A 17,678-nucleotide genomic window follows, 5' to 3' on the forward strand; every position below is an offset into this window, starting at 1 on the left:
ATTCCTCCTGTCAGGCTTTTCAGATCAGTTTCCGAGGGTGGCAACAAGCACCGCCTTGATGGTGTGCATCCGGTTCTCCGCCTGATCAAACACGATGGAAGCGGGGCTCTCGAAAACCTCGTCGGTGACTTCCATGGCCTCAATGCCGAACTCGTCCCGCATCTCCTTGCCCACGGTCGTCTCGGTATTGTGAAACGCAGGCAGGCAATGCATGAACCTGACCCGTGGATTGCCGGCTTTCTCCATCAGGGTGGCGTTGACCTGGTAGGGCTGCAACAGTTTGATCCGCTCCGCCCACTTCTCCCGCGGCTCACCCATGGACACCCACACGTCCGTGTAGACAAAATCCACGCCCGCCACCGCGGCGTCAGTATCCTCGGTGATCATGATCCGCGCGCCGGTTTCACTGGCAATGGCCCGGGCCTCGTTCTGGATAGCCTCGCTCGGCCAGCAGGCTTCGGGGGCACACAGGCGTACATCCATCCCCATCTTGGCACCGCCGATCAGCAGGCTGTCGCCCATGTTGTTGGCGGCGTCCCCGATGAACACAAACGCCACATCCCGCAGTGGCTTTTCCACGTTTTCCTGCATGGTCAGGAAGTCCGCCAGTATCTGCGTGGGATGAAACTCATTGGTCAGCCCGTTGTAAACCGGCACGCCGGCGTATCTGGCCAGCTCCTCGACGACCGCCTGGCCGAAGCCACGGTACTCGATGGCGTCATAGACCCGGCCCAGCACCCGTGCAGTATCTTTCACCGATTCCTTGTGACCGATATGGGTACCCGTAGGCCCCAGATAGGTGACACGGGCACCCTGGTCAAACGCCGCAACCTCAAACCCCACCCGGGTTCGGGTGGAGTTTTTTTCGAAGATCAGTGCTATGTCCTTACCCTGTAATTGCGGCACTTCGGTGCCGGCGTATTTGGCGGTTTTGAGGTCGGCTGAAAGCTTCAGCAGAAAACTGATTTCCTTGGGTGTAAAATCCCGCAGGGTCAGGAAATGCCGGTTCTTGAGATTGAAAGCCATGGTTCTGCTCCTTCCTTGTCAGACTGCGTCTCGTATTGTCGGGCAGCTCATGCAGCGGCCACCGCCCCTGCCCCGGCCCAGTTCTGCGCCGGGAATGGCAAGCACTTCTATGCCGGCGGCCTCCAGAGCGGCATTGGTGTCGTCGTTGCGGTCGTAGCCGATGACCACGCCGGGGCTCAGTGCCAGTACGTTATTGCCATCGTTCCACTGCTCCCGTTCCCGCTCGGCGGGGGTATCACCGCCGGTGGCGACCACTTCCAGGGACGGATAATCGAGTACATCCGCCACAACATCAAACAGCGGCCGGGTGTCCTGGCAGAAAGACAGGTGCTTGTCACCCTTGCCCGGGCGCAGGTCGTAGCACACCATCTCGTCGGCCACTTCCTTGAAGCTGGTCACCACATTGCCACCGCAGAAGGTGAACACGGTATCCAGGTGCATGGCCGAACGGGTCTTGGGAATCTGGCAGGCGACTACCCGCTCTGCGCTGCCGTTGGCAAAAAGCGCCCTGGCCAGTTGGCCGATGGCCTGGGGAGAGGACCGTTCGCCCATACCCACCAACACCACTCCATTGCCCACGGGCATGACGTCCCCCCCTTCAAGGCTCGCCAGAGCGTGGTCCTTGAGAGGGTCCCCCCAGTGCACGTTCACATTGCCGGCGAACTTCGGGTGAAAACGATAGATCGCGCTCATCAGTAAGGTTTCCGGTTTGCGCGCTGCCCAGTACATGGGGTTGAGGGTGACACCGTTATAGATCCACGCGCTGTTGTCCCGCGTGAACAGGAAGTTTGGCAGGGGCGGCAGCACAAAGCCGTGGGGTCCCAGGTGGTTGCCGAACAGCCCGGCAGGGTCGAACGGCAGATCCCCCACTTCCAGCCCGCCGATCAGGAATTCCGCCAGGGTCTGGCCGGGAAGTTCATCCATCCAGGCGCGCAGGTCGGACACCATGCCTACCCCGATATGGTTCCAGGTAATACGGTTATCCAGAATCCAGGCCCGCGCTTCTGAGATATCAAGAGTCTCCGCCAGCAATTCGTTAACATCCAGCACCTCCACCCCCCGGGCGCGCATCAGCCCGGCGAATACGTCGTGATCTTTCTGGGCCTGCTTGACCCAGAATACGTCGTCAAACAGCAGGGCATCACAGTTGGAAGGTGTCAGGCGCCTGTGGGCAAGCCCCGGGCGGCAGACAATAACCTGTCGCAGGGTGCCGGTTTCGGAATGGACTCCGAGAGTTTTTTCAGCCATGTCGCATGCTCCTTTGCCTTGGGTTTCAGAGAGGTTTACAGCAAGGATTACAGAAACGCGCCGATACTGATCACCACACTGATGAAAATGGCCAGGATCAGCAGCAGGGGCCAGATGAATACCAGCCAGCGGTCATAAGAAACACGGCCGATAGCCAGCCCACCGATGACGACAGCGAAGGTCGGGTTGATCAGGTTCACCAGTCCGTTGGCTGACTGGTACGCGGTGACCACCAGGTCGCGCCCCACATCGGCGAAATCCGCCAGCGGCGCAAGAATCGGCATTGAGAGTACAGCCAGGCCGGAGGAGGACGGCACGAAGAAGCTCATGCCCACCTCAATCCAGAACATCAGGTTGATAAACGCCAGTTGGGGCAGCCCTCCAAGGGTGGTCTCGGCACTGTGCAGGATAGTGTCGGCAATCATGCCCTGTTCCATGATCACCACAATGCCTCGTGCCAGACCGACAACCAGCGCAACACCGAGCAGGTCGCGGGCACCGTCAACAAAACTGCTGGTCAGCTTTTTCTCCCCCAGCCGGGCAATGATGCCGATCACAATGGCGGCACCAAAGAACAGCGCGCCCATTCTGGCCATCCACCAACCCTGGGTCGAAACACCCCAGATCATCACGATGAAGGTAAGCGTGAAAATGACCAGAGCAATTTTCTGGATACCGGTGAGCTCAAAATCTTCGATCTCGTCATGGCCCTGGAGGAAAATCCTGCGGTGGGCATCTCGCTGGCCGGCGACCACGGAGCGGGACGGATCATCCTTGACCCGACGGGCATAGCGCATGACATACGCGGCACAGATCAGAAGGCCACCCACAAGCAGCACAAACCGCAGCACGATGCCGTCCGTAAAGGGGATGTCAGCGGCATTGGAGGCAATCACCGTTGCAAACGGGTTGATGGTCGACCCCAGCACTCCGATACCGGCACCGATAAGGATAATGGCGACCCCGGTGACGGCGTCATAGCCTGCCGAAATGATCACCGGAATCAGGATGGCATAGAAAGCCAGGGTCTCCTCTGCCATGCCGTAGGTTGTGCCACCGAGTGCAAACAGTGTCATGAGTATCGGGATCATCCATATCTCACGGCCCTCCAGCCGGTGCATGGCACTGCGAATCCCGGTGTCGATCGCGCCCGTGGCGTTCATTACACCCAGAAAGCCACCGAGGAAGAGTATGAACAGGGCAACATCAATGGCATTGGCCGCATAGCTGTCCGGGTCGTAGAAGCCGGCCGTGGGCGCCAGCATGACATCGACAAAGCCCTGGGGATTGGGCTCGACGGTTTCATAGGTGCCGGGCACAGCAACTTCACGCCCGACTTCTTCGTTCATGGAACGTTCGTATTGGCCGGCTGGAATAATCCAGGTTAACGCTGCGACCACAATGATCAGCAGGAAAAGAATCGTATAGGCGGTGGGGAATCGAGTTTCCAGCTCTTCTTCGGGGTTCGATGTGGAGGATTTGTCATCAGTCACAAGGCTTCTCCTTTGCATAGTGATTTACTGATGGGTGACGGGTCTATCCATCAATGCAAGTATGGACGTCATCGCCAGTTCGTAAAGTGGCCGGCATCAACCCGGAATGAAGCGGGCAGCGCCGCTACTCCCTATCCGCATAACTGCTGAGGTAGCAACACCGGCATTTGGGTCTAATATGCTCCCGCATCGGAATGGCTTATACCATTGATCCTCTTACCTCCTACGCAACACATTCAGGGAACTGCCATGCTGCTTTCGTTTCTGGCTATTGCCGTCGGGCTTGCACTTCTGGTCTGGAGTGCCGGCAAATTTGTCGAAGGTTCTGCGGCAACGGCCGGGTACTTTGGTATGCCTCCGCTGCTGATCGGCATGGTGGTGGTTGGTTTCGGCACTTCCGCGCCGGAGATGGTGGTGTCGGCTCTGGCGGCAACCCAGGGTAATCCGGGCCTGGCACTGGGCAACGCCTACGGCTCCAACATTACCAACATTGCCCTGATCCTGGGCATTACCGCCCTGATCAGTCCCATTGCGGTTCACTCCCAGGTGATGCGCAAGGAGCTGCCAATTCTGGCGGCAGTGACGGTGCTGGCTGCCTGGCAGTTGTGGGACGGTGAGCTGACATTCGTCGATGCGCTTGTGCTTCTGGGCGTGTTTCTGCTGTTAATGGCCTGGTCCATTCGCCAGGGTATGACCCGGAAATCCGATGCCCTGGGCGCCGAGATTGCCGAGGAAATGAGCCACCGCTCCATGCCCCTCCGCAACGCGGTGCTGTGGCTGATCGCCGGCCTTCTGGTGCTGATCGTCAGTTCGCGGATTCTGGTGTGGGGCGCCGTTGAGATTGCCCATGGCTTTGGGGTGAGTGACCTGATCATCGGCCTGACCATTGTCGCGGTGGGCACTTCCCTTCCGGAACTGGCATCGTCTGTTATCGCCGCCCGCAAGGGGGAACACGATATTGCCCTGGGCAATATTCTGGGTTCCAACCTGTTCAACACCCTGGCGGTTGTAGGCATCGCCGGCACCATCAGCCCGATGACAGTAGCGCCGGAGGTGTTCTACCGGGATATTGCGGTGATGTCCGCCCTGACCTTGTCGCTGTTTGTGCTGGGCTACGGCTTCCGCGGTCCGGGGCGAATCAACCGGATTGAGGGTGGTTTGCTGGTAGCCTGCTTCCTGGGCTACACGGCCTACCTGATCTCAACCACGTTTACCGCCTGAGCACGCCCGAACCAGCAAGCGGGCTCGCTCAGTCAAGCAAACACTGCCGTGACAGCTTCTGGCTGACTTCCCGCCGCTTTCGTCGCAGGCGGTTGCCCTGGTCGTTGGAGTAGCCGGCCCGCAGCTGCTGGTGAATTCGCTCCAGTTTTTGCCGATAGCCCTGACAGCGGGCGTTATTGCGTTCGCGCGCGCGTGCTTCCGGTTTGCCAGATGGCTGGCGGCCGTTGCCGGCTTGCAGACTGCGATTAACCTGCTCACTGATGGCACTTACCCGCTTCCCCCGGGTGATGTTCTCCCGCATGGGAACCAGCGAGGGGCGGTTCAGTTCCACCTGCTCGTGCTCACCTTCGCTGGGCTTCCTGTCGCTGAAGTGAGCTACACCCTGGTCATCAATCCAGCGGTATACTTCTGCTACCGAAACGGCGGGGATAAAGACAGATACAAAAACTGCGGCTTGCCTCCATGGCATGGGTTTCCACTCCCTGTGGTTTTGTTTGGTCGCGGAGGCAGTATAAACAAAACCACAGGCGATTGAGGGGTCCAGGCCTCAATTCGGGCACCCGGTCACGCGTCCAACAGTTCAATCCAGTGTTGAACCGGCACCTTCGCCTTTGTTTCCAGGTGCATCTGGCAGCCGATGTTGGCGGTAACGATGCGGTCCGGATTGTCCACGGTCAGGGCCTTGAGTTTGTTGTTCAGCAATCGCTGGCTGAGTTCCGGCTGGAGAATCGAGTAGGTGCCGGCGGAACCGCAGCAAAGGTGCTTCTCTCTGGTATCTGCCAGCTCAATTCCCGCTTTGCGCAATACCTGGTCAACCACGCCACTTTGCTGCATGGCGTGTTGCAGGGTGCAGGGGCAGTGGAAGGCTACCTTGCCGGCACCTTTGGGAATGTCCAGTTTTTCCAGATCCTGTTGCAACAGGAAGGCACCAAGATCGATGGTCAGTTCGCTGACTCTCTGGGCCTTGGCTGCGTATACCGGATCATCTTTCAACAGGTGGCCGTATTCCTGCACCATGGCGCCACAGCCGGAGGCAGTCATGATGATGGCTTCGGCCCCGGCATCGATGGCAGGCCACCAGGCGTCGATATTACGGCGCATGGCTTCTAGGGCCTTTTCGTGTTCCGACAGGTGGTGGTTCACGGCTCCGCAACAGCCGGCTTCCGGTGCTTCTACCATGGTGATACCAAGCCGGTCGAGCACACGGGCAGCAGCAGCATTGGTGTTCGGGGTTGCGGAAGGCTGAACACAACCGGCCAGAGCCAGCACGATGCGTTCATGGCTGGCCGCCGGCCAGGGGCTGACCTGTTTTCTGGGCGGTACTTTGGTGCGCAGTTTTGCGGGTAATACAGGGCGGAAGAGCTGACCCATGCGCAACATCAGGCCGAATAACTGGCGATTGGGGAGCACGCGAGCCAGTGACCAGCGAATCCAGCGCTCCCTGGCTGACCGGGGCATTTCCTGTTCCATCAGGCCACGGCTGATGTCTAGCAGTCGGCCGTACTTTACCCCCGAGGGGCAGGTGGTTTCGCAGCTGCGGCAGGTCAGGCAGCGATCCAGATGTTCCCGGGATTTTTCGGTGACTTCTTCGCCTTCGAGGAACATTTTCATCAGATAGATGCGGCCGCGGGGGCCGTCGCGTTCGTCGTTCAGCTCCTGGTATGTCGGGCAGGTGGCGGTGCAGAAGCCGCAGTGTACGCAGGCTCGCAGGATAGACTCAGCCTCCTGACCTTCTGCTGTGTTGGCAAATTGTTGGACTAGATTGGTTTGCATTGTTTACCTGCTTTCTGGGATTGGAGCACAAGTGTTCGGGTAACCCTGTCCTGAAACACGCTCAAGCACATCCATGTGGCGCTTGAGCTCCGCCATCCCTGGCTCCGCACAGTTTCAGGACAGGGTTACCCGATCACTTCCAGAACCTCTCGATACCTCACAACCAGCTATATAACCGGCCCGGATTAAAGATACCGTCGGGATCGAACGATTTTTTCAGCCGGCTCTGGAGTTCTTTCAGGGCCCGGGGCTGATTGTGCATGACTTCATCGGTGCGGTCGCCGCCGCGGAACAGACTTACCTGCCCGCCGGCGCGTTGCGCCATGGTTTCCATTCGGGTGATGTCGGCTTCGCCGCGGTACCAGCGCTGGGAGCCGGCCCAGTCGATCAGCCAGGGCCCGTCCAGCTCCGGGTTCCCGGCGGTGGAGCCGACAGAGAAACGCCAGAGTGGTTCATCGCCGGCAAAGAAGTCGTGTTGCATGTGCTGTAGCTGCTGCCAGAACGCATCGCCCTGTTCGGTGACGTCGCCGGACCACTTTTCGGCGGTGGCTTCCACGGCGGATCTGGCGCCAGCCAGGCGCAGATAGACTTTGCCGTCCACCCAGGCGGCGCCGGTGATGGGCTTGGGCTCCTTGGCGCGGCTGTTGATATAGTGGATAACGTCGTCCAGGGCCATGTCCTGCACCAGGGTCAGGGACATGGCCGGTTTTGGCATGACCTTGAGGCTGATTTCGGTGATAGCGCCAAGGGTGCCCATGGCGCCGGCCTGTAGCCGGGAGGTGTCGTAGCCGGCAACGTTTTTCATGACCTGGCCACCGAAGCGCAGGTGTTCACCTTTGCCATTGAGCAGGCGGATCCCCAGTACCTGATCCCGTACCGAGCCTGACCAGGGCCGCGCGGGGCCGGAGACGTTGCAGGCCAGGGTGCCGCCAAGGGTGGAACCTTCGCCAAATCTTGGCGGCTCGAAATGCAGGCACTGGCCTTCTTCGGCCAGGGTTGCCTCGATTTCCGCCAACGGTGTGCCAGCGCGGGCGGTCATTATCAGTTCGACCGGATGGTATTCGACAATGCCGGTGTGTTCGCCCAGTTTCAGTGTACCGGCGTCGGTATCGGCAGCCCGGCCCATGAAGGCCTTGGTGCCACCGCCTTCGATATTGAGTTTCTGGCCGGACTTTCCGGCCTGGAGAATCTGCTCCTTAAGCGTCTGCGAAATATCACCCATGCGCAGCTTCCACCGTGTCGTGCTTGTGTTGTTTGTGTTCCAGAGAGCGGTACTCCTGGCAGAAACGCAGGGCCGGTACACCCTTGCCCGGGTTAAGAATGCCCGCCGGGTCGAAGGCGGCCTTGACGTCGTGGAACTGTTGCAGTTCTTCATCGTTGAACTGAACCGCCATCTGGCGGATTTTTTCCACACCCACGCCGTGCTCGCCGGTGATACAGCCCCCCACTTCCACGCACAGGTCAAGGATGCGGCCACCGAAAGCTTCTGTGCTCTCAAACTCGCCGGGCACGTTGGCATCAAACAGGATCAGCGGATGCAGATTGCCATCGCCGGCGTGGAATACGTTGGCGACTCGCAGACCGAACTCCTCTGACATTTTTTCCATTTCCAGCAGCACATGGGCCAGATGCCGCCGCGGGATGGTGCCGTCCATGCAGTAATAATCCGGCGAGATGCGGCCCACGGCCGGGAAAGCGGATTTGCGGCCTTTCCACAGCAGTGCCCGCTCCTGCTCGCTCTGGGACGTTTTTACCGAGGTAGCGCCCAGCTCGCGGAACAGCGCCTCCGCCTGTGCGATATGTTCGTGGACCTCCTCTTCGGTGCCATCCACCTCGCACAGCAGCAGTGCCTTGGCCTCCCGCGGGTAGCCCGCCTGGGCAAAATCGTCCGCGGCTATGATGGCGTGGCCGTCCATCATTTCCAGGCCACCGGGGATGATACCGTGGGAGATGATGCCGCCCACCGCATCACCGGCTTTCTGTATGCTGTCGAAGCCGGCCATCACCACCTGTGCCACTTCCGGTTTGGGCAGCAGTTTTACCTTCACTTCGGTCACGATACCCAGCAGACCTTCAGAGCCGGTCATCAGCGCCAGCAGGTCCATGCCACACACGTCCAGAGCATCACTGCCAATGGTTACGCGCTCGCCCTCGGCGGTGATCATTTCCACGCTGAGGATGTTGTGAACCGTGAGACCGTACTTGAGGCAATGCACGCCACCGGAATTCTCGGCGACGTTGCCGCCGATGGTGCAGGCAATCTGGGAGGACGGATCCGGACCGTAATAGAGGCCGAACTGGTCAACCTCCTCGCTGATAGCCAGGTTGCGGACACCTGGCTGCAATCGCGCCGTCCGCGCGAGGGGGTCGATGTCCAGGATGCGGTTGAACTTGGCCAGAGACAATACCACGCCCTCTTTATGGGGCATGGCACCGGCGCTCAGGCCGGTACCAGCACCACGGGCAACCACCGGCACCTCGTGCTCATTACAGATGCGCATGATCCTCTGCACCTGCTCGGCGGTTTCCGGCAGTACCACCAGCATGGGCATCTCACAGTACATGGACATGCCATCGCATTCGTAGGGCTTCATGGTCTCGTTGTCAGTGATAACGAAATCCGGGTCTATAAACGCGCGGAACTGTTCCGCCAGTTCCGCTCTGCTGATTTTCGGCTTGGTGGTCATAGCGTTCTCTGTCGTAAATGGCTTCAGGTGTGACAGCCCTCAACCACGTTTGGTTTCGAAATAGTCGATGCCGGCCTGCGCACAATCCATGTCCTGCTGAGGTGTACCAGAGCTGATGCCAATACCACCCACCACTTCACCATCAACAATAACCGGCAGGCCACCGCCTACCGAGCTGATACGACCACCCACCTCGGTGTGGATTCCAAAAGCGAGCTTGCCCGGAACATTGACCGCGTTGTAATCGTGCGTGGCTTTCTTCGCTGCCGACGCGGTGAACGACTTGTCCTGGGCAATGGTCACACTGGTGATCTTGCCGCCGTCCATTCGCTCAAAAGCAATCAGGTTGCCAGACTCGTCGGTAATGGCGATACACATGGGTACGCCGATTTCCCGTGCTTTTTCAGCAGCCCCTTCGATGAGGAGCCGCGCTTCAGCAAGGTCCAGTCGTTTAATTGTCAACATAAAGCATTACTCCTTGAATTTATTAACCGTAAACCAGTCCTGGCAGCCAGGTTACGAGGCCGGGGATCAGGATACACATAAACAGACCGAATGCCTGAATAGCCAGGAACACCAGGGATGATTTGAAAATCGTGCCCATGGATATTTCCGGCGGGCATACGCCGCGGAGATAGAACAATGCGTAACCGAATGGCGGGCTGAGGAACGACATCTGCATATTGACCAGATAGAGCACACCAAACCACAGCACAACATCATCACCTGCCACCGGCGGAAAGCCCAGCAGCCCCGGGAACTCCAGCGCTTTGACAATGGGGATGAAGATGGGAACTGCCAGCAGCAGAATGCCCACCCAGTCCAGGAACATGCCCAGAACCACCAGCAGGAACATCAGCAGGAACAGAATGCCGTAAGGCGACATGCCGGTACCCAGGATGGCATCGGTTACAAATTGCTGGCCACCCTGCAGGATGTAGAAGCCGACAAAGACAGAAGCGCCGAACATGATCCACAGCACCATGGCGGACGCCTTGGTCGTGGTCACGGATGCTTCCCGCAGCGAGCCAACAGAGAACTTGCCGTGCATCATGGCCACCACAATGGCGCCAAAGGAACCGATACCCGCCGCTTCCACCGGCGTTGCGATGCCACCGAACAGCAGACCGAGCACCAGAAACACCAGGATCAGCGGAGCAATCAGGTTTTTCGTGAGAAGGAGCTTTTCCTTCAGGGAAATCCGCTCTTCCACCGGTACGGGCGGCCCCAGCTTGGGATTGATCCAGCTGCGGATCAGCACATAGGCGATGTACAGGGAAGACAGCATCAGGCCCGGGATTACCGAGCCGAGATACAGCTCACCGACCGATTGCTGCGCCACAACCGCGTAGAGAATCGCGAGGATTGAGGGAGGAATCAGTATGCCCAGAGTACCGCCTGCCATGATCGAGCCGAGTGCGATCTTCTGGTCGTAACCGCGCTTGAGCATCGCCGGCAGAGCGATGATGCCCATGGTGACAACGGCAGCACCGATAACACCCACCATGGCTGCAAGCAGAGTAGAGGCCAGGATGGTTGCTGTCGCCAGGCCGCCACTCAGGCCACCCATCCACTTGTAGACCACACTGAACATTTCCTCGATCAGGCCCGCGCGCTCAAGCATGGAGGCCATGAAGATAAACAGCGGTATCGCCGCCAGGTCAGAGTTGGTCATCATCGGGAAGATGCGCCCCGGCACCAGGTTCAGCATCAGTGCGTCGCCCACCAGGTAGATGAACATCACACCCAGACCACCGGTCACGAAAGCCAGCGGCAGCCCCATCATCAGGGCCACGGCGAGGGAACCGAACATCAGATAGGTCAAAGGCCCGATCTTGAGGTCAGAGAGGCTACCGGAAAGCTTGAACAGGAATTTCTCGTCGCTCCACGGATCATAGAAAAGAATGTTGATCATTTCGACACAGATGACAAATGCCACTGCCACTGTAGCGATAATCATCAGCCAGGTACTCAGCTTCCCTACAAGGTTACTGCCCGGCGCGGTTGTTGTATTTGTTGTCATGCGGTGCGCTCCCGGCCAAGACGGACAAACAGGACAATATCCTTGATCAGCTTGGATATGCCTGCGAGTAAGAGAAGAACTGACCCCAGCACCATCATGCCTTTCGCCGGCCAGTGCTGGATGCCCCAGGTCTCAACCGTGCGTTCATCCATGGCATAGGAATCCAGGAAGAAGGTCCAGGAGGTAACCAGCAGAATCAGGGCAAAAATGAAGAAGAACATGGAAGTAAAGATGTCCAGGCCAATTCTTCCCCGCACTGGCAGCAGGTTGTACATCACGTCCACCCTTACATGGGCGCCATGAAGCATGGCAAATGCGCCGGCCAGCATATACTGCATGCCCAGCAGCAGGAAGCTGGCTTCATGAACCCAGATGGTGGGCATGTTGAAGATGTAGCGCATGACCACTCCAAAGAAATAGAACACCACGGCATTGATTGTCCAGAACGACACGAACAGACCGGATTTATCGCAAATCCAGTCGACTATTCTGGTAAACCAGTTCCCCTCGAACTGGAGATAGATCAGCGGATCGTCCTCTTCCGCCTGCAATTCCCCCGGCGTCAATTCCGGTTCTGCAGCCTCGCCTCCGTGACCACTACTCCACTTGTCCCAGGCCATCATGATCAGCGGCATGACCGCAAGCCAGCCCCAATAGAACCAGTGCGGCATTACGAATCCGAAACCTTCAAGATCAGACATGTTGATACTTCCTCAGCCACAAAACAGGGAAGGCGGGAGACCCCTTTCCGGAGTCGTCCCTGACCTTCCCCCTGTTTCTTTTTTTATTGGTTCAGCAAGGTGTTACCGACCCGGAACACCTTCCAGATCAGACTCATCAATATAGCCGACGGTCTCGTTCATCATGTACTCGACCTGGATATCAAAGATGGCACGGGCATCTTCATCCTTGTTCGCCCACTTGTACCAGATCGGAATGGCTTTGCGGCGCCATTCAGTCACATCTTCCTGGCTCAGGCGGTTCACGGTATCACCCGCTTCCTTGAACTTCTCCATGGCCTCAATGTTGCGTTTCTGAATGGTCAGGTAATGCTTCTGGGAATAGATGCGTACTTCATCCTCAACCAGTTGCTGGAGTTTCGGATCCAGCGCGTTCCAGGCACGCAGGTTCACGGTCAGATCCATCAGGTCCACCGGTTGGTAGATAGACATCACGCCCGGAGGCCCGAACAGGATGTAATCAGTCACCTGGGAGAAGCCCAGTTCCCAGTTCACCGCCGGGCCCACGTAGTCGGCTGCGTCGATGGTGCCTTTTTCCAGGGCCGGGAAGATGTCAGAACCCGGCATGCTCACGGTGGAAGCACCGAACGCCTGGAAAACCTCGGCAACCATGCCACCGGGAACCCGTAGTTTCAGGCCTTTAAGGTCATCAAGGCTGTTTACCGGCTCTTTGGAATGAATGATATTTGAATCGTGCTGGATGGGGCCAACGTAGAACAGCCCGAACTTCTCGTAGATTTCCCGGGTCTTCTCGAGCATACCCAGGGAATAGAACATGATATCCCACTGGTGGGGCTGGTCAGGACCGGCCGGGTAGGAAGACAGGAACACTGACGCAGGAATCTTGCCAGACCAGTACAGGGTGAACGGGTTCATGCCCTGAAGAACCCCACTGCGAACCGAATCGAACAGTGAATTGCTGTCTGCGGCAACAGCCTTGGCAGGGAAACACTTGAAAATCAGTTCACCGCCGGATTTCTCTTCCATGCCATTACACCAGTCCTCGAACAGGTCGTAGCCGACCGTGCCCGCGTCCCAGACGGACTGGATCTTCCAGGTAGTTGCAGCCTGGGCCTGGCCGGCACCCATCAGCATGGCGCCTGCGAGGGCCGCACCTACAGCCGCGGTCTTGAGAAAGCTTCTGCGAGGTTGAGCCTCGCCAGTATCACACTTATTACGGATGTTATTGTTGGAATCCATCGAAACGTCTCCGTTGACTTTGTTGTTATGATCGTCATAGCAACGCCGGCACAGGCCGGCATTACCCTGATACTCGTAGCCATTGCCGGTTTAGTCCAGCACTAGAGGCACTGGTCATACCAGTTTTTGAAATACAAAAAATGGACGAAATACTCTGAATCAGCCATATTTAACGGGCCCGGCGCCATATCCGTAGCAGATGAACCGACAACAATCAGAACCAGTACTGGTCAGACCACAGAATACACAGGCATCGAAATGGCAATCTCCCAGGAAATCTCATACCGGCTGGAACGCCTTATTCTTGATGGCGGGCTGGCTCCGGAACAGAAAATACCCTCTGAGCGGCAACTGGCAACACGATTGGGAGTGTCCCGGGCGGTCATTCGCGAAGCCCTCCACGAACTTCAGGGCCGCGGTGTTATTGAAACCCGGCATGGCAAGGGCTCGTTCGTCGCCAGCATGTTTCCCCGTACTGACGACCTGGACCCGCAGAGCCCGCTGATGCTGCTTTTTGAGGGCCACCCGAGAACGCTGTTTGATCTGTTGGAAGTGCGGGAACAGCTTGAGGGCCAGGCCGCGTACCTTGCAGCAAAACGCGCCACCACCCTGGACCTCCATCGCATCACCAAGGCCTATACCGCACTGGAACAGACTGACCCGCTTACCAATGCCAGGCCAGACCATAACTTTCACCAGGCCATTGTGGAGGCTTCCCACAATCCGGTGCTGGTACACGTACTGAACGGTCTCAAGAACCTGATGTTGCTGACCGTACAGGCGTCGGTGGCCAACCTGAATCCGCGGGAGGAAATGCGCAACAAGATCTCCCGCCAGCACAAACGCATCTACCAGGCGGTGATGGCAAAAAAGCCCGAAGCGGCCAGGCGCATCGCCATGTCCCATGTGCGTTTCGTCAGCGATGCAATGCGGGGGATTGAACAGCAGGGCACCGCCATTATCCGCGAACCGTTCAACGGTCCGGCGTCGATCGGCACCTCACCATAAAACGCATAATCGGCAAAAAACTTGCGTCAAACATTCATTCATCCACAATTGATTGACGGACCGGCAGTGAACGCGGATCACCGCCGGGCGGGTATTGATTTTCCGGGCCACTGTCCGTAAAACTTGCGCCTTTGTTCAGACAGCCTCAGGAGTTATTCATGGCGGAAACAGCGCCTCTGATCTGCAGGGATATTTGCAAGACCTTTGACCAGCTGGAGGTACTCAAGGGTATTTCGCTGGAAACCAAGAAAGGTGATGTCATATCCTTGATCGGCAGCTCCGGCTCCGGCAAGAGTACGTTTCTGCGTTGCATCAACCTGCTGGAAACGCCCACTTCCGGCGATATTATTGTGCATGGCGACCCGATCCGGTTCACAACCAACCGCAAGGGCGAGCGCATTCCGGCAGACAACAAGCAGGTTGAGCTGATTCGCGCCCGCCTGTCCATGGTGTTCCAGAGCTTCAATCTCTGGTCTCACATGACGGTTCTTGAAAACATCACCGAAGCCCCGATCCACGTCCTCAAAGTTCCCAGGAAGGAAGCCATCGAAAGGGCCGAGGCCTATCTCAACAAAGTCGGCATCTATGAGCGCAAGGACTACTACCCTGCCCAGATGTCCGGCGGGCAGCAGCAGCGGGCAGCCATCGCCCGGGCACTGGCCATGGAGCCGGAAGTCATGCTGTTTGACGAGCCCACCTCCGCTCTTGATCCGGAGCTGGTGGGCGAAGTATTGAGAGTCATGCAGAACCTGGCCGAAGAAGGCAGAACCATGATCGTGGTCACCCACGAGATGTCTTTTGCACGGGATGTATCGTCCCAGGTCCTGTTCCTGCATCAGGGCGTCATCGAAGAGCAGGGTACACCGGACAAGGTCTTCGACAATCCGGATTCGGAACGAATGAGGCAGTTTCTGGCCCCCAATTTCTGATGTGCGTGCTATCTTGAAATCAGCAAAAAGGCAGGCCACTGCCGATAATAAAGCTCACAAGGCAAATAACGACTGGAGAAGTGACTCATGAAAAAAATGATTATTGCAGCAAGCGTAGCCCTGTCCATGATGGCAGGCGTCGCTCAGGCCCAGGAACGCGATCTTCGCATTGCATTCGACGTCCCCTATGCGCCTTTCGAGTACAAGGATGACGACGGCGAGCTGACCGGTTTCGAAGTGGAACTGGCCGAAGCCATGTGCGAAGAGATGAACGCTGACTGCGAATTTGTGATTCAGGCATGGGACGGCATGATTCCGGGCCTGATGGCGCGCAAGTTCGACCTGATCATGTCGTCCATGTCCATCACCCCCGAGCGTGCGGAGCGGGTCCTTTTCTCGGAGCCGTATTACAACACCCCGGGCGGCTGGTTCGCACGTGAAGGCTTCGACACCGACGTAACCGACATGGACGCCATGGAAGGAAAAACCGTTGGCGTGCAGCGCGGCACGACCATGGACACCTACGTAACCGAAGAGATGGGTGGCATCGTCAAAATCAAACGCTACACCACGGCTGACGACATGGTTCTTGACCTGGAAGGTCAGCGCCTGGATGTGGTCTTTGTGGACTACCCGGTTGGCGAGCAGACCATCCTCAGCAAAGAAGGATTCAAGGAAGTCGGGGAGCCGGTCAAGCTTGGCCAGGGTGTAGGCGTTGCCATGCGCAAGCGTGACGAGGATCTGGCAGAAGAAGTAAACGAAGCCCTCGCCACCCTGAAGGACGATGGTACCTACGACGCCATCATGAACAAGTACTTCGATTACGACATCAAGATGTAAAACTGGCCCAGGGGCAGCCGTTTTGGCTGCCCCTGCTCACCGGATGCTTCCATGATCGACTTGAAAGGCTACGGCCCGGCCTTGCTGGATGGGGCGGTGGTCACCATTGAACTGGCGCTTCTTTCCCTAGCCCTCTCTTTGACTCTCGGCCTGATTGGCGCCTCTGCCAAATTGTCCAAAAGCCGTGTGGCCAGCGGGATAGCAACCACTTACACCACCCTGATCCGCGGCGTACCGGATCTGGTGATGATGCTGCTGTTTTATTACGGCGGACAGGTTGCCGTTAATAACCTGTCTGATTATCTGTACGACGCCTATGGCGTGGATTTCTTCTTCCAGTTTGATCCATTTATCGCCGGTGTTCTTACCATTGGCCTGATCTTTGGTGCCTACATGGCAGAAACCTTTCGCGGCGCTTTCCTGGCCGTGGAACGCGGCCAGATTGAAGCGGCCCGCGCCTATGGCTTCAGCCGCTGGCGCACATTCCACAGAATCATATTGCCGCAAATGCTCCGCCATGCCCTGCCCGGCATAGGCAACAACTGGCAGGTGCTGCTGAAAACCACGGCACTGGTGTCCATTATTGGCCTGACGGATATGGTGCGCGTTGCCGAAGAAGCCGCCAAGGCCGAACGCATGCCATTCCATTTCTTCATTCCGGTGGCGTTTGTCTACCTCAGCCTGACGGCCATTTCCGAGCTGTTTATCAAGTGGCTTACCAAACGCGCCAATGTTGGCGTGGTACAGGGGAGCTGAACCATGCCCGAATTTCTCGCTGAACTGCTCAACCGGAACGACATCTTTACCGCATCCACCATCATGGAATACTGGGGTGGGCTGGTTACCACCGTTCAACTGGTTTTCCTGTCGCTGGTGCTTGGCCTGTTACTGGCGGTTCCGCTGGCCATCATGCGCACCTCGAAAAACCCGCTGATCAATACGCCGGTGTGGCTGTATACCTATGTTTTCAGGGGCACCCCCCTGCTGATCCAGCTGTACATCATTTACTATGGCCTTGCCCAGATTGAAGGTATCCAGCAGACATTCTGGTGGGAGATCTTCCGCGGCGCTTTCTACCCTGCCCTTCTGGCCTTCACCCTGAACACGGCGGCCTATACCACCGAGATCATTCGCGGTGCCATTGTGGCGACCCCCCATGGCGAAATCGAGGCGGCCAAGGCCTATGGCATGAGCTGGGCCCTGCGCATGCGCCGTATCATTCTGCCCAGTGCCGCCAGGCGCGCCGTTCAGGCCTACTCCAACGAGGTGATCTTCATGCTGCATGCCAGTGCGATTGCCAGTGTGGTGACCCTGGTGGATCTGACTGGTGCGGCGCGGAACATCTATTCCCGCTTCTATGCGCCTTTCGAGGCGTTCATCTTTGTGGCTCTGATCTATATGGCGTTAACGTTCCTGCTGGTATTTGCATTCCGCAAGCTGGAAAATTATCTGTTACAGCATCAGCGGCCCGTGAATGGCTGAATCCTGAT

At 57.7% G+C, this 17,678-nt stretch carries 17 protein-coding genes; 6 read left to right on the forward strand and 11 right to left on the reverse strand.

The window, feature by feature from the left end:
* Positions 1–24: 24 nt before the first annotated feature.
* From argF to DIT72_RS02455, 3 genes are read right to left on the reverse strand one after another with little or no spacing between them, the layout of a single operon-like run.
* Positions 25–1,026 (reverse strand): ornithine carbamoyltransferase, encoded by a 1,002-nt coding sequence (argF, locus tag DIT72_RS02445; protein ID WP_135953605.1) that lies wholly within the window; start codon positions 1,024–1,026, stop codon positions 25–27.
* 18 nt (positions 1,027–1,044) lie between these two features.
* Positions 1,045–2,274 carry an arginine deiminase gene (locus tag DIT72_RS02450; RefSeq protein ID WP_135953606.1) on the reverse strand — a complete coding sequence of 410 codons (1,230 nt, stop codon included), beginning with the start codon at positions 2,272–2,274 and terminating at the stop codon, positions 1,045–1,047.
* A 47-nt stretch (positions 2,275–2,321) separates the two neighbouring features.
* Positions 2,322–3,767, reverse strand: a complete 1,446-nt coding sequence (locus tag DIT72_RS02455) for a YfcC family protein (protein ID WP_228260712.1) — start codon at positions 3,765–3,767, stop codon at positions 2,322–2,324.
* 249 nt (positions 3,768–4,016) lie between these two features.
* Between DIT72_RS02455 and DIT72_RS02460 the strand changes: the two genes are divergently transcribed.
* The gene (locus DIT72_RS02460; RefSeq protein WP_135953608.1) at positions 4,017–4,988 is read left to right on the forward strand and encodes a calcium/sodium antiporter; all 972 of its coding nucleotides are present in this window, start codon (positions 4,017–4,019) and stop codon (positions 4,986–4,988) included.
* Positions 4,989–5,016: 28 nt separating this feature from the next.
* Here the strand turns inward: DIT72_RS02460 and DIT72_RS02465 are convergent, their stop codons facing one another.
* The 8 genes from DIT72_RS02465 to dctP all read right to left on the reverse strand — a co-directional run bounded on the left by DIT72_RS02465 (position 5,017) and on the right by dctP (position 13,300).
* Positions 5,017–5,457 carry a DUF4124 domain-containing protein gene (locus DIT72_RS02465; RefSeq protein WP_135953609.1) on the reverse strand — a complete coding sequence of 147 codons (441 nt, stop codon included), beginning with the start codon at positions 5,455–5,457 and terminating at the stop codon, positions 5,017–5,019.
* 95 nt (positions 5,458–5,552) lie between these two features.
* Entirely contained in the window at positions 5,553–6,761 is a 1,209-nt protein-coding gene (glcF, locus tag DIT72_RS02470) for a glycolate oxidase subunit GlcF (RefSeq protein ID WP_135953610.1), read from the reverse strand.
* Between the two features lie 157 nt (positions 6,762–6,918).
* Complete coding sequence (gene glcE / locus DIT72_RS02475; protein ID WP_135953611.1) at positions 6,919–7,983, reverse strand: glycolate oxidase subunit GlcE; 1,065 nt, start codon at positions 7,981–7,983, stop codon at positions 6,919–6,921.
* A complete protein-coding gene (locus DIT72_RS02480; RefSeq protein ID WP_135953612.1) occupies positions 7,976–9,448 on the reverse strand; it encodes an FAD-linked oxidase C-terminal domain-containing protein in 1,473 nt (490 codons plus the stop codon). Before DIT72_RS02480 ends, glcE begins: the two co-directional genes overlap by 8 nt.
* 39 nt (positions 9,449–9,487) lie before the next feature.
* Entirely contained in the window at positions 9,488–9,913 is a 426-nt protein-coding gene (locus DIT72_RS02485; RefSeq protein ID WP_135953613.1) for a GlcG/HbpS family heme-binding protein, read from the reverse strand.
* A gap of 22 nt (positions 9,914–9,935) precedes the next feature.
* Positions 9,936–11,471, reverse strand: a complete 1,536-nt coding sequence (locus DIT72_RS02490; protein WP_135953614.1) for a TRAP transporter large permease — start codon at positions 11,469–11,471, stop codon at positions 9,936–9,938.
* On the reverse strand, positions 11,468–12,172 hold the full coding sequence (locus tag DIT72_RS02495; RefSeq protein ID WP_135953615.1) for a TRAP transporter small permease subunit: 705 nt from the start codon (positions 12,170–12,172) through the stop codon (positions 11,468–11,470). Before DIT72_RS02495 ends, DIT72_RS02490 begins: the two co-directional genes overlap by 4 nt.
* A gap of 102 nt (positions 12,173–12,274) precedes the next feature.
* Positions 12,275–13,300, reverse strand: a complete 1,026-nt coding sequence (gene dctP, locus DIT72_RS02500) for a TRAP transporter substrate-binding protein DctP (RefSeq protein ID WP_407657965.1) — start codon at positions 13,298–13,300, stop codon at positions 12,275–12,277.
* 369 nt (positions 13,301–13,669) lie between these two features.
* Here dctP and DIT72_RS02505 point away from each other — a divergent pair, with 369 nt between their 5' ends.
* The 5 genes from DIT72_RS02505 (at position 13,670) to DIT72_RS02525 (ending at position 17,670) form a co-directional block, all read left to right on the forward strand.
* Positions 13,670–14,419, forward strand: a complete 750-nt coding sequence (locus DIT72_RS02505; protein WP_135953617.1) for an FCD domain-containing protein — start codon at positions 13,670–13,672, stop codon at positions 14,417–14,419.
* Between the two features lie 158 nt (positions 14,420–14,577).
* The gene (locus tag DIT72_RS02510) at positions 14,578–15,348 is read left to right on the forward strand and encodes an ABC transporter ATP-binding protein (protein WP_135953618.1); all 771 of its coding nucleotides are present in this window, start codon (positions 14,578–14,580) and stop codon (positions 15,346–15,348) included.
* A gap of 87 nt (positions 15,349–15,435) precedes the next feature.
* A complete protein-coding gene (locus tag DIT72_RS02515) occupies positions 15,436–16,188 on the forward strand; it encodes a transporter substrate-binding domain-containing protein (RefSeq protein WP_135953619.1) in 753 nt (250 codons plus the stop codon).
* Positions 16,189–16,239: 51 nt separating this feature from the next.
* On the forward strand, positions 16,240–16,944 hold the full coding sequence (locus tag DIT72_RS02520) for an ABC transporter permease (protein ID WP_135953620.1): 705 nt from the start codon (positions 16,240–16,242) through the stop codon (positions 16,942–16,944).
* Positions 16,945–16,947: 3 nt separating this feature from the next.
* Positions 16,948–17,670, forward strand: coding sequence for an ABC transporter permease (locus tag DIT72_RS02525; protein WP_135953621.1), 723 nt, complete (start codon positions 16,948–16,950; stop codon positions 17,668–17,670).
* The last annotated feature ends 8 nt before the right edge of the window (positions 17,671–17,678 follow it).

It is taken from the genome of Marinobacter orientalis (genome assembly GCF_004792665.1).
Lineage (GTDB): Bacteria > Pseudomonadota > Gammaproteobacteria > Pseudomonadales > Oleiphilaceae > Marinobacter > Marinobacter orientalis.